We start from the raw sequence: 21,661 nt of genomic DNA on the forward strand, positions 1-21,661 counted from the left end.
TACTTAACCTTAGATTTAAATTTACTAGTTTAAAACAATTACTTTTGGTTCCGATTTAAAAATCATGGAACGCTTCGAAGTAAATAGTGATTTGGGAGAACGCCTTCAAGCTGTTTTAGCTCAAGGAAATCAGGAAAAACTAAAGGAGTTTTTAGAAGAACTCCATGTGGCGGATATTGCCGAGATTTTAGATGATTTATCTATCGAAGAGGCTGAAATCATTCTGAGCCAATTAGATGGTGAAGATAGTTCCAATGTCCTGATGGAAATGGACGAAGACCAACGTAGAAAGTTGGTGGAGCGTTTGAGTCCTAAGGAAATTGCAGAGAAGATTGTAGAAAATCTGGAATCGGATGATGCTGCAGATTTACTGGGGGAGCTGGATGATGATATCAAGGAAGAGGTTATCTCGGAGATCGAGGATGTGGATCAGGCGAGTGATATTATTGATCTCTTAAATTATGATGAGGGAACGGCCGGAGCGTTGATGGGGAAAGAGATGGTTGTTGTTCAGGAATCCTGGGATATTACACGAAGTGTTCGTGAAATGAGAAAACAGGCTGGGGAGATTGAGCAGATTTATACCATTTACGTTGTAGATGATAAAGACGTTTTAAAGGGGAGACTTCCATTAAAAAAATTGTTGACCGCAAATGTGCATTCCAAAATGGAAGATATCCTAATTGAGGATATTCAGGGAGTTCGTACAGAAACATCGCAAGAAGAGGTAGCGCAAATCATGGATAAATATGATTTGGTGGCGTTGCCCGTGGTAGATGCTTTAAATCGTTTAGTAGGTAGAATTACGATTGATGATGTGGTAGATGTAATTCGTGAAGAAGCGGATAAGGATTATCAGATGGCGTCTGGTATTGTGGAGGATATTGAGTATTCCGATTCGATTTGGCAATTAATGCGTGCGCGATTACCCTGGTTGATTATTGGAGTTGGAGGCAGTATGATGAGTGCGATTGTTATCGGTGGCTATGAAAAAGCCATTGCAACCATTCCTGCTTTGGCATTTTTTATACCCATGATCACAGCAACCGGAGGTAATGTAGGTGTACAATCTTCAGCAATTATTGTACAGGGTTTGGCCAATAATACCTTAAAAACGGATGATCTTTTAGGTAAACTCTGGAAAGAACTTCAGCAAGGACTTCTTAATGGTCTCATTATTTCGGTGTTGGCACTCGTTTTTAGTTTAATCATTTTCAGTGATTTTAATTTAGGAGTTACCATTAGTCTGGCGTTGTTTTTGGTCATTCTATTTGCATCTATTACAGGGACTTTGATTCCACTGTCACTTGAAAAACTTAATGTAGATCCTGCTTTGGCGACCGGTCCTTTTATTACTACAATGAATGATATTACTGGATTGTTTATCTATTTTCTGGTAGGTCAATACATCTATACTTTGATTCTATAATGCGCGTATTATTTATTGATTCAGTCCATCCCGAGTTGGAGAAGAGATTGACACGGTCAGGTTATTCATGTGTGGATGGAACTCATTGGGATAGACAAGAAATTTTATCAAAACTCCACGATTATCAAGGCGTAGTGATTCGGAGTAAGTTTACGATCGATTTGGAGTTTTTGAATGCCGCCAAAGAATTGAAATTTATTGCCAGATCGGGTTCGGGGTTAGAAAACATAGATTTGATTGGAGCAGAAAAGCATCAAGTTAAAGTTTTTAATTCTCCGGAAGGAAATCGAAATGCGGTTGGAGAACATGCATTGGCAATGCTTCTGATGTTATTTAATAAGTTGCGACAAGGAGATTTTGAAGTTAGAGCAGCTCAGTGGAATAGGGAAAAAAACAGAGGCTTAGAGTTAGATGGTAAAACGATCGGTTTGATTGGTTATGGAAATACCGCACAAATGTTTGCCAAAAAACTCAGAGGTTTTGATGTTCAGGTTTTAGCATACGATAAATATGTGCCTGAGTTTCCAAATCAATGGGCAGAAAGTGTTGAACTCAAAACAATCCAGGAATCATGTGATGTTATAAGTTTTCATGTTCCTGAAACAGATGAAACTAGATTTATGTTTAATGAAGAATTCGTGAATAGCTGTGTAAAGCATTTCTATCTCATTAATACATCTCGTGGAAAGGTTGTTGAGACTGCAGCGTTGGTGCAAGGTCTTAAATCTGGTAAAGTCCAGGGAGCATGCTTAGATGTTTTGGAATATGAAACCAAAGCTTTCCAGAATTTTGTGGCAGATCAGTTGCCAGAAGACTTTACTTATTTAGCACAATCCAATCAAACGGTACTTTCACCACATGTGGCAGGTTGGACGCAAGAATCCTATATAAAACTAGCAACGGTTTTATATGATAAAATAATTGCCGAGTTTGGAGAACAGTTAAGGAATTAATGATAATCCTATATTGATGTTCAAGATGTAAGCTCCCAATATATCGTTTGCTGTAGTTCGATCTGGATATGCCTTTGGATCCTGACTATTTTTATCAATTGACCAGTAATTGGTTAATGGGACACCCAGTTCGAGTCCTAAATTCATTAATAGTTTGTGAGAAACAGCGTATTGCTTTCCAAATCCTGTAGTAAAAATCAAGTTTGACGATTTCGAAGCATAAGGATTTCGACTAAAAACTCCACCTTTAGAAGATGCGTATGCCTGAAAATTTTGATCAGAATAAGCGAGTGTTTGTAGTACGTATTCCATACCAACGGACCAGTAACTACCTACAGGATTGATATGGTCTCTTCCAAAAAACTTGAATTTCCCACCAAATGAAATAGCGTTCATTTTGATTCTTTCCGTAGGATAAAAATCTACAAATACTGCTTCACCATACTCATGAATGGTATCTCTGTAAATTTCAGCATCTACCGCTTTACTATAGTACTTAACGAAAGCTTGAATTGAGGTCTTTCTATTGAGTACATATTCAATATTTAATGAAGGCTTAATTCTAAAATTGAAAGTGCTGTATTTATCATAGTCGGTTTGTATGTTTCCACTGGATGATATCGTATAGTACGGTTCTTTTTCCTGAAAAAGCCCCGGGTTGGCAAATGTGGAAGCTTCTAGTCCAATCATAAACCTCTTTCCCAGGAATCCTGGTGCTTGTGCATTGACATGTAATGTAATTGAAAATAAGCCAATCGTAAAAGCAACGAATAACCACTTGTTCCATTCTCTATTTAAAGTGTGTCGTAAAAAACTCATGGCGTCCTATTTTTTGATTTGATTAAAAATGTCGTAGTAATGTGTGTCCAATAATCCATCTGAATCACTCATATTGATGCTTCGACTTTCATACATTACCAATTCTCCAGACTCAATATTGAATAAAGAGAAATAGATATAAGTTTCGGTTTTTGGTGTTGCCAAATAATAGATCCCATATGGTATTCCCACAATGGAGTAGAAGCTAAGTAAAGCAACATATAGTTTGCCGCTTCTAGGGTACGTGGCATTTACGACTCCGGTCCATGCGAAGTATTTGGTTCCATAACGATCAATAAGGTCTTGAACTTCCTCTGCCGATGAGGTGAGGTCTGTGCGATTTTTCATCATAAACCTTTCGTTAGCCCATTCATTTATGAGAGAAAAATCATTGTAACGTTGAACATCATTAGAATTGAATTTGTAGTTGGTCAAAATCTCCAAATCCAAATTGGCCATTTTAGCAATGTCTTCGTAGCTGGTAAGCTGTTCCACTTCTTCTTTTTCAGATTTAATTCTTTTTAGTGCATCCCTCTTATTTAGATTAAGAATGGCATAATACGGATCTACTAAAATGATTTTATCAATTCCTAAAGACCTTCCATATTTTCTTTTCTCTTTGGCATAAGCTTTTTGTTCATCCAATGATTTTTGGTTGAGCTCATCATCATCAGTTTCTGCTAACTGATATTTTCTTTCATCTGATAGTTTTTTGCCTTTTTCAAAAAGTTCTTCTATTTCTGATTCACAATTACAATCTATGAACAAATCGTAAGCCCACTTTTTATTGTATGTGCTTTCAGATGATGATTCATTAGATTTTTTAGATTTAATACGGTCGTATTTACTCGAAACTTTTTTGACAGTGGTTTTTTTAGCTGTTGAAGTGGTATCTTTTTTATTTTCAATTTTTACAAAATTGAGATCTCCGTCATCCACTTCATAGTAATAAACCAAATCTCTGCTTAACGTTTCCAGTCGGTTTTTAATGATTTTATTATCAGGATACTTTTCTTGTAGATAGTAGTTATATCTCAAAGCCAAAAGGGTCATATCCTTTGCTTTTATTTTATTGAGTACATAATACACCTGTTGTACGTTCCCTTGTTTCTTTTTGTAATAACCTGTTACCTTTTTTCTATTTTTTGTATTCGCAAAAAGAGCCGTTCCATATAGGATTTCTCCAATAGCAAGTTCGGGTAATGGATTGTCAGGATATTCTTTTTTTAGAATATAAGCACTGTATAATGCTTCACTATAGTTGCCATTGATCAATTGAAGCCTTAAAACTTCATATCGGGCAGCGGCTCGAACAGCATAAAAATCTTCTTCTGAAACGATAAAATCTTTTCCGGTTTGTTTTTCGGAGATTAATATGTTGTCAGCTTTTTTTCTTCTTTTCGCAATATTGGGATGGGTCTGACGAGAATCGTCAATATCCTCTTCTACCTCAATTTCGTTTAACTCTTCCAAAAAGTACTTGTCTGGGATTTGGTAATTCCCCACTTCCAGAATACTACTATCGAATGGAATTTCATCGAAAGGAAGGTACGAGTATAATAAAACATCAAAAACGCCATCTACTTCAGCTGGATTGTAATCTGTATTTAAAAATAGTTCTAACCCTTTTTTATCTGCTTCGGTTTCCATTTTTCTGGAAAACCGTGTTGAAGCTAACTCTTTATCTACATTTTTGATTCTTCGATAATCATCTTTTGCATTTTCAATTTTAGTGTCTTCAATGAAACCTTCCATTACGTGACCTTCCGTGTAGTGGATTAATTCATGACACAAGACGAAAGCCAATTGCGCTTCATTCTCCAATTGTGCTAATAATCCGGTATTGATGAAAATAATCCCCTGGTCTGTGGTGAAAGCATTAACTACAGGAGATTTGATAGTATAAATTCTAATGTCTAATGGCACAGATTTGTTTTTTGAACGAATTTCTTCCAACACATTTTCGACATAACTGCTAATAGTGTCATTAAAACAAACGCTACCACTCTGTAACAATTCATCAACACCAAAATTTGAAATCTCGTAAAACTTGGATTTCGTTTTATCTTTTCTACCTGTGTTTGCAGCGGCTTGTGCTTCTTCAATTTTTTTAAGCGTTAGTTTGGTGAAATCATCTGGTATTTCACCTTTAGATTTTAAGCCTGTATAGTTATTGTCTTGAGCATTTAGGGTGGTTAGGATGGCACAACATATGAATAGCGATAATATATATCTCATAAGATTTGAATTTGACGCCAAAATAGGTGAATGAAACAAAATTAACAAGCGACAAACTATTGATTTTTATGATAAAAATTGAATTGGTTAATTCGAGTTGCTTCAATTACTTTTGCGTCACATTTTTAACAGATGATCAAAGATAAAAAAGTCGTAGTAGTGATGCCGGCATACAATGCTGAGTTGACCCTGGAGAAAACTTACAATGAAATTCCACGTGATATTGTAGACGAAGTTATTTTAGTAGATGATAAGAGTAGTGATAACACTTCCTCATTGGCTAAGAAACTAGGCGTAGAACATGTGATCACACATGAAGTAAATAAAGGGTATGGTGGAAACCAAAAAAGCTGCTACAATAAAGCGAAAGAAATTAATGCGGATATTGTAATTATGTTACATCCGGATTATCAATATACACCACAACTTATTGAACCAATGAGTTACATTATTGCAAATGATGTGTATCAGGTGGTTTTAGGTTCGCGAATTCTTGGGAAAGGAGCTTTGAAAGGTGGGATGCCGATTTATAAGTATATTGCCAATAGGATGTTAACATTATTCCAAAATATTATGATGGGACAGAAGTTATCTGAATATCATACGGGATATCGCGCATTCTCAAGAGAGGTATTGGAAAGTGTAGATTATAATATTAATTCTGATGATTTTGTATTCGATAATCAAATGCTAGCGCAAATAGCATACGCAGGTTACGAAATGGCGGAGGTCACATGTCCAACAAAATATTTTGAAGAAGCTTCCTCCATTAACTTTAAAAGAAGCTCCATTTATGGATTTGGTGTTTTAGGAACATCCATTAGTTATTTTTTACAAAAAATCGGATTAGGGAGTTTCAAGATATTTAAAGGAATTCAATCAAAATAGTAGTTTCAGTTATTGAAATAAAACTCTAAAAAAACACTCAAATGAATATTATCGTACCAATGGCTGGAATGGGGAAGAGAATGAGACCTCATACTCTTACAACGCCTAAGCCATTATTGCCAATAGCAGGAAAGTCTATCGTACAAAGGTTGGTTGAGAATCTTGCTGAAATCAGTGATGAACCTATTGAAAGAATTGGTTTTGTTACTGGTAGATTTGGAAAAGAGACAGAAGAGTCATTGTTGGAGATAGCTAAAGCAGCCGGAGCAGAAGGCAGTATTCATTATCAGGATGAAGCTTTAGGTACCGCACATGCGATTATGTGTGCGCAAGAAGTTTTAGAAGGGAAAACCATTGTTGCATTTGCAGATACTTTGTTCAAAGCAGACTTTCAAATTGATCATGATGCGGACGGAGTATTATGGGTACAACAAATTGATGACCCTTCGGCATTCGGTGTAGTGAAATTGAATGATGAAGGAGTGATTACGGATTATGTAGAAAAACCAATAGAGTTTGTTTCTGATTTGGCAATGATTGGAATTTATTATTTCAAAGATGGAAATGCGTTAAAAACAGAACTTCAATATTTGTTGGATAACAATATCATTAAAGGGGGAGAATACCAACTCCCTGATGCGTTGAGAAACATGACCGAAAAGGGTGTGAAATTCGTTCCTGGTAAAGTAGATGAGTGGTTAGATTGTGGGAATAAGAATGCTACGGTATACACCAATACTAGAATTTTAGCTTTTGATCATGAAAAAGGCGAGAATTTAGTACATGCATCTGCAAAAGTTACAGATTCTGTAATTATTGAACCGTGCTATATTGGAGAAGGAGTAGAGATATCGAATTCTGTTATAGGACCTGGAGTTTCAATTAGTGACAACACCAAAATATCTGGTTCGGTAATTGATAACTCCATTGTGTATAGTAATACAGTGATTAGAAATAAGACCATTGGGAACTCCATGATTGGTCATTTCGTAAAATTAGAGGATCAGGTAGAAGATTTGAATATTGGGGATTATAGTGCATAGGCTAAATACATACATTTTGGGGCTTGGGGTTTTGATGACCTTAAGTTTTACATCCTGTTCTTTAGGAAAGAAAGCTTTAGACGTTTCGGGAGATGCTGAATCGACCATGAACAGTAGACAAAAAATCATGTATGATGAAGCCTTCTTTAACGCGATGTCGTCAAAATATGCCGGGGACAATGATGTAGCTCTGGAATATTTTAAGAAATGTCTGACTATTCAACCAAATAGCGATGCGGTAAAATATGAAATGTCGCAGCTTTTTGTGAAGCTTAATGCTTTGCAAAATGCAGAAACGATGGCTTATGATATTGTGGTTTCTCATCCTAAGAATAGATGGTATTTAGAAAATCTGGCACATATTTATCAATTGTCTAAAAAGTATGTGGAAAGTGCAGAAATTTATGAGCAATTGGTTGCAGAGTATCCAAATGAAATTAATTATTATTATGAGTTGGGAGCTGTTTATTTGTATTCAAATAACGCTTCAGGAGCGATTAGAACATATGAGAATTTAGAATCTATCATAGGATTTGAAAATTCTCTGGCTGAACAGCTATATAAACTATATGCGCATCAGGGGATGGATACCAAAGCTGAAGAAAAGCTTTTGGAAATAATCAAAATGAATCCAACGGATGTGAAATATGTAGGAATGCTAGCTTCATATTACAAAGGGAAGGGAGAAACGCAGAAAGCCGTAGATTTATATGAGAATTTAAAAAGAGATTATCCAAACGATCCATATGTAAAACTTGCACTATACGAGTATTACAGTGAGTTAGGACAGAAAGAAACTGCATATGAGAATCTGGAAGCTGCATTTAAATCTAAAGAAGTAAATATTGATTCCAAAGTAGGAATTATGTTGGCCTTAATGGATTTGTCAGAAAGAGATCCATCTGTGAAAACGGAGATTTTTGAACTTCTGGATATTATGTCAGAAGTACACGCTGAAGAGGCTAAGACCTGGGCATTATATGGTGATTTTTTATATAACAATAAGCGGAAAGCGGAGGCAAGAGAAAAGTTTTTAAAATCAATTGATATTGACGATAGTAAATACCAGGTTTGGAATCAGGTGTTATTTATTGATTCAGAATTAAATGATGTAGACGCCATTGTAAAACATAGTGAAGCATGTTTGGAACTTTTTCCAAATCAGGTTTTACCCCATTACTTTAGAGGAGTTGGAAAACTTCAAAAGGAAGAATACAATGAAGCGATAGAATCGTTAGAAATGGCTAAAGAACTGGCAGTTGGAATGACCGAATTGGAAATTCAGATTTTGGCGAATTTAGGTGATGCCTACTATCAGGTGAATAACTATCAGAAATCATGGTTGTCATATGATCATTCATTGAGAATGAATCCAAACAATGATTATGTGTTGAATAATTATGCCTATTTCTTGAGTGTTCAGGGAGAGCAATTGGAAAAAGCTTTGGAAATGTCAAAGCAGACCGTAGATAGAAACCCTGATAATGCTATATATTTAGATACTTATGGGTGGATTTTCTATAAGATGGGTAATTACGCAGAAGCAGAAAAAAATCTGTCTAAAGCGGTGAAATCAGATAAAGGTAGATCTGGTGAAATACTAGAACATCTGGGTGATGCCCAATTCAAGTTAGGTAAAACCGATCAGGCGGTAGATAGTTGGAAGTCTGCGAAGCAAGTTGGAGGAGGATCTGATGGGTTAGAGAATAAGATTAAGAATAGAAAAATTGCGGAGTAACATGAGACAGTTTTTGGGGCTGATGTTAATGGCGGTAGTACTGGTTTCCGGATGTAAGTCTTCCCAAAATGCGGGTGATGGTACAAGAAGAGTGGGCAATAGGAAAGTAAGTTACATCATTCAGGAAGTAAAGAAAAGAGAGGAGCACGCACCAAGAACGCTAAGCTTTAAAGCAAGTACTGAGGTTAAGACAGCTGAAAAAAATACATCTTTTAAAACGTCTGTTAGAATGGTTAGAGATAGCGTGATTTGGATGTCTATTACTGCCTATAGTTATGAAGTAGCTCGAATCATAGCCACTCCGGACTCTTTAAAGTATGTGAGTCGTACCGAGAAGAAATACTATGTAGGAGATTATAGTTTTATCAATCAAAAACTAGGGGTGAAGTTTGGTTTTGAAGACTTGCAATCATTGCTATTGGCCAGAAGTTTTGGTTTGGATAAACCGGAAACTGTTACCAAGAGAAATACCAGAAAGAATTATGTTTTGAGTACTTTGAAACAACAACAGATTGAGCGCATTCAAAGAGGTAAAGAAGTGGAAATTGAGGATGGTGTGGAAGTGCTGTACACCAATTGGATAAATCCAGAGAATTTTCAAGTGGAGAAAGTGTCTCTATTGGATGTGAATACTCAAAATAACGCAAGTATTCAATATTTGACTTTTGAAAACATCAGTGGGTTCGATATTTTATCTGCATTCAATATGCATATTATTGCAAAAGGAGATGTTGAAATACATTCAGAATTGAGCCGTTTTCATGTAAATGAAACATTAAAATTTCCGTTTAAGATTTCCTCAAAGTATGCGCAGATTAAGTAGTTTCTTATTGGTTTTATTCTTGTGGATTGGATTTGGAAATATTCCAGATATCCAGGCCCAAAATAAACGTGCGGTTTTAGAGCGTAAGAAAAGCCGTTTGAAAAGTGATATTGCTTATAAGAATACCCTACTAAAGAAAAACGAGAAGGAGCAAAGTAATACCCTAAATCAGCTGATTTTATTACAGGATAAAATTTCCAAACGTTTGGAGTTAATTGCGACCATCAATAGTGAAGTCAAATTCTTGAATTCTGAAATCGATAAGAATGAGGAATTAATTATGTCAATGGAGCGTGACATAGACAAGCTTAAAGCGGAATATGCAAGAATGATTCAGTTCGCTTATCGAAATAGAAGTAGCTACGACAAGATTATGTATGTATTTGCTTCTGAAGATTTCAATCAGGCATATAAGAGATTGAGATACCTTCAACAATATTCTGAGTTTAGAAAAAAGCAAACCGAGGATATTAAAAGACTAGAGAATATCTTGATGAAGAAAAATGCGGAGCTTTTAGCAGAGAAGGCAGATAAAGAAGCTTTGCTTTTAACCGAGAATAAGGAAAAATCTATTCTGGCTGGAGAGAAAGAGCAACAACAACAGGTATATGCAAGTTTGCAAAGTCGCGAAGAAGAATTGAAAAAGGAGATCCGTGAGAAGCAAAAAGAGCGTCAACAAATGCAATTGGCGATTGAAAGAATTATTGCTGAAGAAGTAAGATTAGCGCAGAAAAAGAATACTTCAAAATCGGGAGAATGGAGTTTAACACCGGAGTCAAAAGCGCTAGCGAATAGCTTCACAGCGAATAAAGGACAATTGCCATGGCCGGTTGAAAAAGGAACGATCACGGATAAATATGGGGTGCATGCACATCCGGTTTTAAAATCAATTAAAATAAATAATCATGGTGTTGGGATTAGTACAAATCCTGGAGCGACAGCAAGAGCAGTCTTTGATGGAGAAGTTTCCAGAATTATAGTGATTCCTGGAGCAGGTAAAGCAATTATTGTAAGACATGGTGATTATTTGACCGTTTATGGGAATCTGAAAGAAGTTTATGTTGCAGCCGGGGATAAAGTGAAAGTGAAACAAATTTTAGGAGAAATCATTACGATTGATGGAAAAACGGAGTTGCAGTTTGAGATTCATAAAGGAGTAAATGCAACGACATTAGATCCTGCGTTGTGGCTGTATAAGGGAAGATAGGACGCTTTTTGAGGAGTCTTATGGATAGAAATTAACCCTTAACTTGGAGATAGATCGTATTTACTGATCTGAATAGGTACTTAACCACTAAAGATTCACTAAATTTGCGGGAAATTAAGTAACATGACAAATTCAATTTTTCTTATGGGAATGCCAGGTGGATATGAGTGGATTATTATTGGAGTTATTATCCTATTACTCTTTGGTGGGCGTAAACTACCTGAATTGATGAAAGGTATGGGAAAAGGAATCAAAGAATTCAAGGATGCATCAAAAAGTGACGATGCAGCAAAAGAATTAGAAGAGAAAAAATAAGATTCTGTTTTTTATATGATGACCAATTACACGAATTATTCGTCTTATCGTGGTGCGCTTAACAATGGCGAAATCACCTGTGTGGATCAAGTAAAGAGTTTTCTAAAAGAAATTGACACGCAGAAACATTTAAACGCATTTTTAGAAACTTTTGATGAAACTGCTTTGGCAGCGGCTGAAAAAGTGGATCAAAAGATAAAAGCAGGAAGTGCGGGTAAATTAGCCGGAATGGTAATTGGGATTAAAGATAACTTATGTTATAAGGATCATAAATTATCTGTATCATCAAAAATATTGACTGGTTTCACATCGTTGTTTTCGGGAACAGCGGTTGAGCGATTAGTTGCAGAAGATGCCATTATTATCGGGCGTTTAAATTGCGATGAGTTTGCTATGGGCTCTTCCAATGAAAAGTCGGCATTCGGACCAGTATTAAATCCTTATGATACTACAAAAGTTTCCGGAGGTTCCTCCGGAGGTTCAGCTGTTGCGGTTGCAGCAAATCTGTGTCATGCATCTTTGGGTTCAGATACAGGAGGTTCTGTGCGTCAACCAGCCTCATTCACAGGTACAGTTGGATTAAAACCGACATACGGAAGAATTTCTCGTTGGGGTTTAGTGGCGTATGGCTCTTCTTTGGATCAAATTGGTCCATTTACTAAATCTGTAGAAGATTCGGCATTGTTGTTAGAAGTCATGGCTGGGCCCGATGAATATGATACTACGGCAGCGCAAAATGAAGTGGATGCATATGCAGATTTTAAATTTGAAGGTCAAAAGAAAATAGCAGTTTTAAGAGATGCTATTGAAAGTGAAGGACTAAGTGATTCTGTCAAAACTAGATTTAATGAAATCATTGAGAAATTAAAGGCTGAGGGTCATGCGATTGAAATAGTTGACTTTCCACTATTAAATCAAATGGTACCAACCTATTATGTCGTGAGTAATGCGGAGGCTTCATCCAATCTATCAAGATATGATGGTATTCATTATGGTTATAGAAGCGAAGGTGCAAAGGACATCCAGTCGACTTACGTGAAATCAAGAACTGAAGGATTTGGAACTGAGGTAAAGCGAAGAATCATGATGGGAACTTTTGTATTGAGCGCTGGATATTATGATGCGTATTTTGCAAAAGCACAAAAAGTAAGACGTTTGATTCAAGATCGAACAAAAGAAATCTTTGAACGATGCGATTTTATTATGACCCCAACAACCCCACATGTGGCATTTGAGTTGGGACATAATTCGGATAATCCGGTGGCGATGTACCTGGAAGATATTTTCACAGTACATGCAAATCTAGCTGGAAATCCGGCAATTTCGTTGCCTTTAGGGAAAGATGCATCAGGAATGCCATTCGGAATTCAGGTAATGGCCCCATTCTTTGAAGAGAAGAAGATGTTTGCAATGGCGGACAATATGATGGGAATGTAATTCAATGTGATATTTCTTAACCCTGACCTTTGAGTAGATGAATTATGTCATGTTTCTACGGAAATTTACGACTTACATTTGCTTAAAATTTAACGTATGCTACATTCTGCAATTATCAATCCCAAGAGCATAGTTGTTATTGGAGGGTCGAATAGTGAATCTAAGCCCGGAGGTAAAATTGTAACCAATTTATTGGCTGGAACTTTTTCAGGAGATTTATATGTGGTCAACCCCAAAGAGCATGAAGTTCAGGGAATAAAATGTTATAAGAGTGTAGCGGATTTACCAGAAGTTGATTTGGCCATTCTGGCTATACCTGCTAAGTTTTGTTTGGATACTGTAGTTCATTTATCTGAACAAAAGAATACAAGAGGTTTTATCATTATATCCGCTGGATTTGGAGAATCGGATGAAGTAGGAAAAGAGCTGGAAGAGGCGATTTCCAATCAAGTGAATAAAGTAGGAGGAAGTCTAATTGGTCCCAATTGTATTGGAGTGATCAATACCTATTATCAGGGGGTGTTTACTTTGCCGGTACCACCTTTATCAAGCGATGGAGTGGATTTGATTAGTGGCTCAGGAGCTACAGCAGTTTTTATTATGGAAGCCGGAATGCAAAATGGTTTGCGATTTAATCAGGTGTTTTCTGTGGGGAATAGCGCGCAAACAGGGGTAGAAGAGGTGTTGGAGCATTTGGATGAAACCTATGTTGAAGGAGAGAGTTCAGCGATTAAGCTGTTATATATTGAAAACTTTAGTAATCCAAGAAAGTTTTTAAAACATGCTTCTTCTCTTATTCAGAAAGGTTGTAAAATCGCTGCAATTAAATCAGGTTATTCTGCGGCAGGAAGTCGTGCAGCATCCTCACATACGGGTGCAGTGGCTACAAGCGATTTTATTACACGAGCATTGTTTAGAAAAGCAGGAATTGTCTATTGTAGTAGTCGTTCTGAATTAATTACAGTAGCAGGAATCTTTAATTATAAAAAACTTCTGGGTAAGAACATTGCGGTGATTACTCATGCGGGAGGTTCGGCTGTAATGTTGACAGATGCATTGGAAAAAGGAGGTTTATCCGTTCCATCAATTGAAGGAGACGATGCGGATGAATTATTGACGTATTTGTATCCAGGGTCATCAGTGTCTAATCCCATCGATTTTTTAGCTACCGGAACTGCGGATCAATTGGGAATTATTATTGACTACTGTGAACATAATTTCAATGAAATTGATGGAATGGCGGTAGTTTTTGGTAGTGCAGGTTTGTTTGATGTGGAGAATGTATACAAGGTTCTGAATGTTAAAATGAAATTTAGTAAAAAACCGATTTATCCTGTTTTACCATCTGTCGTAAATGCACAAAAAGAGATTGGGTATTTTCTATCAAAGGGGAGAGTAAATTTCCCTGATGAGGTAGAATTGGGTTCTGCATTGTCCGAAGTAAGTGCAACTCCTGAACCAATGAGTTTAGAAATTGATTTGCCAGAAATCAATGGAGAATTAATTAGAAAAATTGTTTCAAATTCAGGAACTGGTTTATTGTCTCCGGATGATACCCATAAGATTTTACAAGAAGCAGGAATTCCGACAACAGTTGAGACGGTAGTTGACACGGTGGAATCAGCTATAGAGGTGTCACGTAAAATAAATGGCCCGGTAGTTATGAAAGTTGTAGGGCCAATTCATAAAACTGATGTGGGTGGAGTCACTTTAAATGTTACCACCGAAGAGATGGTAAGAAGTGAGTTTGAAAGAATGATGCAGATTGATGATGTTACCGGAGTTTTAATTCAACCACAGTTAGAAGGAATAGAAGTTTTTATTGGGGCACGGAAGGAAGGAAGTTTTGGACACGTTGTGATGTGTGGTTTAGGAGGAATCTACATAGAAGTATTTAAAGATATTAGAGCAGGTCTGTCTCCAGTCGGAATAGATGAAGCTCATACGATGATTGATCGACTAAAAATCAATCCAATATTAAAAGGTTATCGAGGTAAACAGGGGATTAACTTAGACAAGTTTGCAGAGATAATCACGCGTGTATCTGCTTTGGTAGAAGCTGCTCCTGATATTGAAGAAATGGATCTAAACCCACTAATGGCGTCAGGAGATGAGATATTTACGGTGGATGCCAGAATTATTAAAGGATAAATTAATCCATTAAGAACTTGTGAACTTCGTCAAAGAACATCTGGGGATTCTCAGCATGAAGCCAATGACCGGCATTTGGTATTGTAGCCATTTCAGAATTAGGAAAAACAGTCTGAATTTCTGGAATATCAGTATCTAATACATAAGATGAATTTCCACCACGGATAAATAAGGTGGGGCCATTAAATTCGTTTTGTAATAGTTCTTCACCTACGTAATTGATGTTGTCGGCTATAGCACTCAAATTAAAACGCCAATCTAGTTTGCCTTTTTCTCTCCAGTATAGATTTTTGAGAAAGAACTGTATGGTTTGTTCTTCATGGATATAAGGTTTCAAATATTCTTTTACCTCTTGTCTGGATTTAACCCGGTCCATAGGAACAGATTTTAATCCATTAATGATTTGTTGGTGGTGAACAGGGTATTTTTTAGGTCCAATATCCGCCACTATCAGTTTATTGATCAATTCGGGATAAGTTTGGGCAAACTTCATACTGAGCTTGCCTCCCATAGAATGCCCGATAATATTAATGTCGTCCAATAACAAATCATCTGCAAGCTCTTCAAGATCATCCAGCATCAATTGGTAATTGAAATCAGGAGCATGGGGAGAGTGACCGTGATTTCGTAGATCAACTAATATCACTTGATAATGTTCTGCCCATTTTTTAGCTAAGGTTTGCCAGTTATCCAGCATACCAAATAAACCATGAAGAATAACAAGTGGTTCACCTTCTCCCAGAATCTTATGATGAAGTTTCATAAATGAAAAATTAGAATCGTAATTCTCTTAAATATAGTGCGATGGTGTTTTCTAAACCATAATACAATGCGTCAGAAATTAAAGCGTGACCGATAGATACTTCCAACAAATTAGGAATGTTTGAAGCAAAATATTTAAGATTATCCAGATTTAAATCATGTCCAGCATTAATCCCCAGACTATGTTTTAATGCTGTTTCAGCAGCAGAAATATATGGTGCGATTGCCTCTTCTTTGTTTGACGCAAACCCTTGAGCGTAATCCTCAGTGTAAAGTTCAATACGATCTGTGTTGGTTAAAGAAGCATGTTCAATCATCTCATTGTCGGCATCAATAAAGATAGATGTACGTATTCCAGCATCTTTAAATTCGTCAATGATTGTTTTCAGATAAGAATGATGTTTGACCGTATTCCAACCTGCGTTTGATGTCAGAACATCTGGTCCATCAGGTACTAATGTCACTTGCGCAGGTTTATGCTTAAGTACCATTTGAATGAAATCTGAACTTGGATATCCTTCAATATTAAATTCGGTCGTAACAGAATTTGCGAGATCCTCAACATCTGTAAAACGAATATGTCTTTGATCCGGACGCGGGTGAACTGTAATTCCCTGAGCTCCGTATTTTTCACAATCTAAGGCAACTTGTAATACATTTGGAATATTACCTCCACGTGCATTTCTGATTGTTGCAACTTTATTGACATTGACACTTAGTTGAGTCATATTTTTCTATTTTTGAATCGAAATACAAAAGTAATTGGTTGAAGTAAGTTCAGGCAGTATTATTGGAAATAATGTACTTGATATTTCGTTAGATTAACTATAAAAGAATTATTAATTAGATCAAAGAAAAATAATGACTGCATCTGAAGTGGCTGATATAGAACTTCCTTATTTGGAAACCGTAGACACTTGTGACAAGGCGATGGGATTTATGGACGAGTTTAAATTGTCTCATTACCCTGTAGTTAATGGATCAGTATTTGTTGGTCTGGTCTATGAAGAAGATATTTTTGAGTTGAGTGATTGGGGTCAAACATTAGCCCAAAGTAAGTTGAGGTTACCTTCTGTATCTATTCAGGAATCGGAACATTTTTTATCTGTGGTTAGGAAAGTGCAAACCTCTAAGTTGAGTTGTATTCCGGTTATTGATGAAAAAAATCAATACAAGGGATTGATCACACGTGAACGAATTGTGAATGTGTTTGGAAGTGCATCAATTGTGCAAGATGTAGGGAGTGTAATTGAAATAGAATTAGCTCCAAATGATTATTACCTTACTGAGATCACTCGAATTGTCGAAAGCACCGGAGTAAAAATATTAGGAACCTATATTAGAACCTTGGAAGACAATAATAAGATTGTCTTAACCATCAAGCTTAATAAGCAAGAGGTGGAGGGAGTTCTGAGTGCATTAGATAGATATGGGTATACTGTATTTGCAAGTTATCAGTTAAAGTCCGAAAGAAAACATATTCAAGATAGATACGATCATTTAATGTATCTTTTGAATTTGTAGTAAAACTCAATGGTTCGGTTCGGCTATTTACTTCTTTTTTGTTTAGGTATAAATAGTGCTCTATTGGCGCAAGCCGAGAATTCTGCGTATGTAATTATAGGGAGCACGCATTTTGTTGGTAATGAGAAAACCAAAATCTTTGTTTTAGAGAGAGAGTTGACCTATAAAAATGGAGATACTATTGCTTTAAAAGATTTAACTCCCAGACTTATTAGAAGTCGTGAAAACCTATTTAATACCAGTTTGTTTAATAAAGTGGAATACACTTTTAAAAAGACCGATTCGGTACATGTTCAAGTGGAGTTTGTTTTGGAGGAACGCTGGTATATCTGGCCATTTCCAATTCTGGAAAATGGAGATCGAAACTTCAATACCTGGTGGGAAACAAAAGACTTTCAAAGGCTGACTTATGGGATTTTTCTGAACTGGTACAATTTCAGAGGTCGGAATGAAACATTTCAGGTAATGACCAAAGTAGGGTTTGAAAATCAGTTTTCTATTGGATATAATATCCCCAACTTAAATAAGAAGAAAACTCTTGAGTTATATATGGCTACGGGGTATGCAGGTTATCGAGAAGTAAACTATATATCGGAAAATAATAAACGCGTTTTTTATAAAAGTGAGGATGGGCCTGGTAGGCAGGTGTTGTTTGGAAGAGTAAACTTAACCTATCGAAAAAGTTTGAACAGTCGACATCGTTTTGGATTGTCTTATCACAGGATGGAAGTGGATTCGATAATTACTGATTTAACCACTAACTATTTAAGCGGAAACGATCAAAAATCAGAATATTTTACCCTAAGTTATTACGGTAAATATGATACTAGAGACTATATCGAATATCCGTTAAAAGGGTATAAGGTAGAAGCGTATGTCAATAAATATGGATTAGGACTTTTGGATAATAGTGGTTTAAATGTTTTGACTTGTTCAGGTGGTGTTTTTTGGCATGTGCCATTAGGAGGAAGATGGTATTTTGCGAATAGCGTAGTCGGTAAAGTATCCTTGTTTGATGATACACCATACTCTATTCAACAAGGATTGGGATATAAAGATTATGTAAGAGGATATGAACTTTATGTTATGGATGCAGAATCATATGGTGTGATGAAAACTAATTTAAAGTTCAATTTACTCAAAAGGAAAGATATGCATTTAAAATGGTTGCCTTTTGAAAAGTTTAATAAGCCTTATTTTGCTTTATATCTGAATGCATATTTTGATATTGGATATGCTGATGATCAGTTATATAAAGATTTAAATCCACTCTCTAATAAATGGTTGTTTGGATCTGGAGTTGGGTTAGATGTAACGGCATTTTATGATTTTGTAATGCGTCTGGAATACTCATTGAATAGAGAAAATGAAAGTGGGTTCTTTTTACATTTTAAAAAGTCAATTTAATTGGACAACTTTGTCACTGTTGTTAATGCAATAGATAATGAAAACTGTAGCGATTTTTGGGAAAGAACTTAATCATAAGTACAAAGAGGATATTATTTTTCTTTTGGACTACCTTAAAGAAAAAGGTATTGAAATACAGATTCATAAGAAGTATTTGAAAAAACTAAAAGAAGAGTTTCTTCTGGATTTATCTCATGCAGTTCCCTTTTCTTCAGCCCGAAATAAAAACCATAGGCCCGATTTATTTATTAGTATTGGGGGAGATGGTACTTTTCTGGATTCTACTGTGATGCTTAGAGATACTCGGATTCCAATTTTAGGGATTAATACTGGTAGATTGGGCTTTTTGGCCCGTGTCAGTTCAGAGGATATTAAAGAGTCAATTGATAATTTTTTGATCAATAATTATGAGATTGAGGAGCGGACGTTGATTGAAGTATGTACGGAGAATGACCTTTTTGGAAAAAAGAACTTTGCGCTAAATGAGTTAACAATTCACAAGAATGATAATGCTTCAATGATTATTATTCACACTTATGTTAATGGAGAGTTTTTAAATTCATACTGGGCGGATGGATTGATTATTTCTACTCCAACGGGGTCTACGGCATATTCATTAAGTGTTGGAGGTCCTATTGTGGCTCCTGGTTCTAATAACTTTATTGTGTCTCCAATTGCACCACATAACTTGAATGTGAGACCGATGGTAATTTCAGATAGTTCAGAAATTACTTTGAAAATAGAAGGGAGAACGGATAAGTCTTTGGTTAGTATTGATTCGAGAATGCAACGAATAGACACCTCTGTAGAGATTAAAGTGAGAAAAGCACCATACCAAATTCACTTATTGCAAATGCCCAATCAAACCTTTTTTAAGACACTTCGTCACAAATTGAACTGGGGACTTGACAAAAGAAACTAAATCAGTACCTTTGCATTCTAATAGGGCGAATTGACAAAATAGTTATGATTTTTGACTATTGTCTTAAAATGAATAAGTAACACACAAATAAAAATTGAAATAGACTAAACATCTACAACAAGATTTTGTTTCAATATTGAATCGTGGTTTTGAACAAATTTCTGTTGAAAAGTGCGAGTTATTAACAATATTGAAGAAATCTTAAGCTTTAGTTTTGTTTCAAAATAGCGAATTATGAAACAATTTATCACCCTTTTTACAGTTTTGGTTTTTACTTCGATGGTCTCGATGCAAGACGCATATGGCCAACGATGGAATCGTTATAAAAAAGAAATTGGTTTTTCTGTAGGAGCAACGAATATGCTAAGTGACTTGGGCGGAGGACCTGGTCCGGGTTCTCGATTTGGTGACTTCCAAATGCAAAACTCTAGGTTTGCGATTGGTGGATTTTTCAAATACAGATTTCATGATCGTTTTGCTGTGAAATTAAATTTGGTTTACGGTCAGTTATATGCGGATGATAAAACGACTGAAAATCTTGGTCGAAGATTAAGAAACTTAGATGCTAGAACTAATATTTTTGAATTGTCTGGACAGTTGGAATATTATATTCTAAAAGAAAAAATAGGCTCTAGATATAAAGTAAAAGGAGTGAGAGGTTATGGATCATCTAATTTTGCATTGTATTTATTCGCTGGTATTGGAGGTGCATATTACAACCCACAAGGAACAGATGAAGCTGGTAATTGGGTGAAATTGGCTCCTCTGAATACCGAAGGACAAGGTTTAGCAGGTGCTCCAAAGGATTATAATCAATTGGCTTTAGTTTTCCCATTAGGTGTGGGTATAAAATATAACATTACCAAGTATTGGGGAATTCAGTTTGAATCTGGTATGAGGTTTACGACAACTGATTATCTGGATGATGCAAGTGGAACGTATTATGACGGAGCAGCGTTAGAGGCTGCATATGGCGTGCAATCAAAAGAGATGGCTGATAAAAGATATAATAATCCAGAAAGACATGAAGCTGGAGGGATTAGAGGTCATAATGATAAAAAAGATACTTACATGTTTGGTTTACTAACGTTGACATATAGAATTAAGTCAAGAGCTAGATCAAGGGTAAGATTATAGACAATATTTATTTGAACATATCGTTCATGCGGGTATGAGGAAAGTTTTAATATTTACTTTCATTACAATATTCAGTGGCCCGGCCTTTTCTCAGAAATATGGAGAGGTCGGGTTATTTGTTGGTAGCTCTTATTACTGGGGTGACGTGTATTCTAGTGTGACTAAAAATTCGCATTTGGCTGTTGGGTTGAACTATCGTCAAAATTTTAATTCAAGGTGGGCCTGGAATTTTTTGTTTAGATCGGCATCTATTTCCGGAGATGATCAAAATTCTGATATGGCTTTTGAACAGCAAAGAAACTTGAGTTTTGAATCTAATATTCTGGAGTTTGGATCAACAGTAGAATTCAACTTTTTAGATTTTAAACCTTATAAACCGCAGAGTTATTTTCAAGAAGTAGACGTGTTTACCCCTTATGTTTTTGCAGGACTTTCTATTTTTTACCACAATCCAAAAGCTGAGTTGGCGGGGAATTTATATGAATTGAAGCCGTTTGAAACTGAAGGTGTTTCTTATTCCAGAGTTGTTATGGCCATGCCATTTGGTTTTGGAATGAAATTTCGGTTATCTGATAGGTTTTTATTAGGAGTTTCAAGTGAATTTAGATTGACGTTCACCGACTATTTAGATGATGTGAGTACCAGATATCCAAATAACCCGGATGATCTGTCAAAGACAGCACGTGATTTATCAAATAGAACTTTAGAAGCGCAAGGTGGTAATGGTTCTAGTTGGGGAACACAAAGAGGAAATGAATACAATAATGATTGGTTTTCTTATTTGGGTATCACCATCTCTTACAATTTGAAGAAGAACCCTGGTACATGCCATTTTAATCCAAGCAAATAGAATATATTTGCCGACCAA

19 protein-coding genes are annotated in these 21,661 nt (G+C 36.0%); 15 read left to right on the top strand and 4 right to left on the bottom strand.

Annotation, left to right across the window (positions count from 1 at the left end; translation table 11 throughout):
• The first annotated feature begins 64 nt into the window (after window positions 1-64).
• The gene (mgtE, locus tag KFE94_10155) at window positions 65-1,429 is read left to right on the top strand and encodes a magnesium transporter (GenBank protein UTW65043.1); all 1,365 of its coding nucleotides are present in this window, start codon (window positions 65-67) and stop codon (window positions 1,427-1,429) included.
• Window positions 1,429-2,382: a hypothetical protein gene (locus KFE94_10160; GenBank protein ID UTW65044.1), complete on the top strand. Its 954-nt coding sequence runs from the start codon at window positions 1,429-1,431 to the stop codon at window positions 2,380-2,382. The genes mgtE and KFE94_10160 overlap by 1 nt, the downstream gene beginning before the upstream one ends.
• On the opposite strand, the gene KFE94_10165 is transcribed toward KFE94_10160, so the two are convergent.
• Together KFE94_10165 and KFE94_10170 are read right to left on the bottom strand one after the other, a co-directional pair.
• Window positions 2,371-3,201: a hypothetical protein gene (locus tag KFE94_10165; protein ID UTW65045.1), complete on the bottom strand. Its 831-nt coding sequence runs from the start codon at window positions 3,199-3,201 to the stop codon at window positions 2,371-2,373. The genes KFE94_10160 and KFE94_10165 overlap by 12 nt on opposite strands.
• Before the next feature lie 6 nt (window positions 3,202-3,207).
• On the bottom strand, window positions 3,208-5,439 hold the full coding sequence (locus KFE94_10170) for a M48 family metalloprotease (GenBank protein UTW65046.1): 2,232 nt from the start codon (window positions 5,437-5,439) through the stop codon (window positions 3,208-3,210).
• 132 nt (window positions 5,440-5,571) lie between these two features.
• On the opposite strand from KFE94_10170, the gene KFE94_10175 reads away from it, so the two are divergent.
• The 8 genes from KFE94_10175 to KFE94_10210 all read left to right on the top strand — a co-directional run bounded on the left by KFE94_10175 (window position 5,572) and on the right by KFE94_10210 (window position 15,041).
• Window positions 5,572-6,327, top strand: coding sequence for a glycosyltransferase family 2 protein (locus KFE94_10175; protein ID UTW65047.1), 756 nt, complete (start codon window positions 5,572-5,574; stop codon window positions 6,325-6,327).
• A 41-nt stretch (window positions 6,328-6,368) separates the two neighbouring features.
• Complete coding sequence (locus KFE94_10180; GenBank protein ID UTW65048.1) at window positions 6,369-7,370, top strand: nucleotidyltransferase; 1,002 nt, start codon at window positions 6,369-6,371, stop codon at window positions 7,368-7,370.
• Window positions 7,363-9,108, top strand: coding sequence for a tetratricopeptide repeat protein (locus KFE94_10185; protein ID UTW65049.1), 1,746 nt, complete (start codon window positions 7,363-7,365; stop codon window positions 9,106-9,108). Before KFE94_10180 ends, KFE94_10185 begins: the two co-directional genes overlap by 8 nt.
• A gap of 1 nt (window position 9,109) precedes the next feature.
• The gene (locus KFE94_10190; GenBank protein ID UTW65050.1) at window positions 9,110-9,931 is read left to right on the top strand and encodes a DUF4292 domain-containing protein; all 822 of its coding nucleotides are present in this window, start codon (window positions 9,110-9,112) and stop codon (window positions 9,929-9,931) included.
• Entirely contained in the window at window positions 9,915-11,138 is a 1,224-nt protein-coding gene (locus KFE94_10195; protein ID UTW65051.1) for a peptidoglycan DD-metalloendopeptidase family protein, read from the top strand. The genes KFE94_10190 and KFE94_10195 overlap by 17 nt, the downstream gene beginning before the upstream one ends.
• Before the next feature lie 123 nt (window positions 11,139-11,261).
• A complete protein-coding gene (locus KFE94_10200; protein ID UTW65052.1) occupies window positions 11,262-11,453 on the top strand; it encodes a twin-arginine translocase TatA/TatE family subunit in 192 nt (63 codons plus the stop codon).
• Window positions 11,454-11,471: 18 nt separating this feature from the next.
• Window positions 11,472-12,890 carry an Asp-tRNA(Asn)/Glu-tRNA(Gln) amidotransferase subunit GatA gene (gene gatA / locus KFE94_10205; protein ID UTW68255.1) on the top strand — a complete coding sequence of 473 codons (1,419 nt, stop codon included), beginning with the start codon at window positions 11,472-11,474 and terminating at the stop codon, window positions 12,888-12,890.
• A gap of 96 nt (window positions 12,891-12,986) precedes the next feature.
• Window positions 12,987-15,041 carry an acetate--CoA ligase family protein gene (locus KFE94_10210; GenBank protein UTW65053.1) on the top strand — a complete coding sequence of 685 codons (2,055 nt, stop codon included), beginning with the start codon at window positions 12,987-12,989 and terminating at the stop codon, window positions 15,039-15,041.
• A gap of 1 nt (window position 15,042) precedes the next feature.
• Here KFE94_10210 and KFE94_10215 read toward each other — a convergent pair whose 3' ends face one another.
• A complete protein-coding gene (locus tag KFE94_10215; protein UTW65054.1) occupies window positions 15,043-15,804 on the bottom strand; it encodes an alpha/beta fold hydrolase in 762 nt (253 codons plus the stop codon).
• 10 nt (window positions 15,805-15,814) lie between these two features.
• Window positions 15,815-16,531: a pyridoxine 5'-phosphate synthase gene (locus KFE94_10220; GenBank protein UTW65055.1), complete on the bottom strand. Its 717-nt coding sequence runs from the start codon at window positions 16,529-16,531 to the stop codon at window positions 15,815-15,817.
• 133 nt (window positions 16,532-16,664) lie between these two features.
• Between KFE94_10220 and KFE94_10225 the strand changes: the two genes are divergently transcribed.
• The 5 genes from KFE94_10225 (at window position 16,665) to KFE94_10245 (ending at window position 21,643) form a co-directional block, all read left to right on the top strand.
• Window positions 16,665-17,327, top strand: a complete 663-nt coding sequence (locus KFE94_10225) for a CBS domain-containing protein (GenBank protein ID UTW65056.1) — start codon at window positions 16,665-16,667, stop codon at window positions 17,325-17,327.
• A gap of 63 nt (window positions 17,328-17,390) precedes the next feature.
• Window positions 17,391-18,734, top strand: a complete 1,344-nt coding sequence (locus KFE94_10230) for a hypothetical protein (protein ID UTW65057.1) — start codon at window positions 17,391-17,393, stop codon at window positions 18,732-18,734.
• A 37-nt stretch (window positions 18,735-18,771) separates the two neighbouring features.
• A complete protein-coding gene (locus tag KFE94_10235; GenBank protein UTW65058.1) occupies window positions 18,772-19,656 on the top strand; it encodes an NAD kinase in 885 nt (294 codons plus the stop codon).
• Between the two features lie 234 nt (window positions 19,657-19,890).
• Window positions 19,891-20,793: an outer membrane beta-barrel protein gene (locus KFE94_10240; protein ID UTW65059.1), complete on the top strand. Its 903-nt coding sequence runs from the start codon at window positions 19,891-19,893 to the stop codon at window positions 20,791-20,793.
• Window positions 20,794-20,827: 34 nt separating this feature from the next.
• Window positions 20,828-21,643, top strand: a complete 816-nt coding sequence (locus KFE94_10245; GenBank protein ID UTW65060.1) for a hypothetical protein — start codon at window positions 20,828-20,830, stop codon at window positions 21,641-21,643.
• Window positions 21,644-21,661: the final 18 nt, after the last annotated feature.

Source organism: bacterium SCSIO 12643 (assembly GCA_024398135.1).
GTDB lineage: Bacteria > Bacteroidota > Bacteroidia > Flavobacteriales_G > Salibacteraceae > CAJXZP01.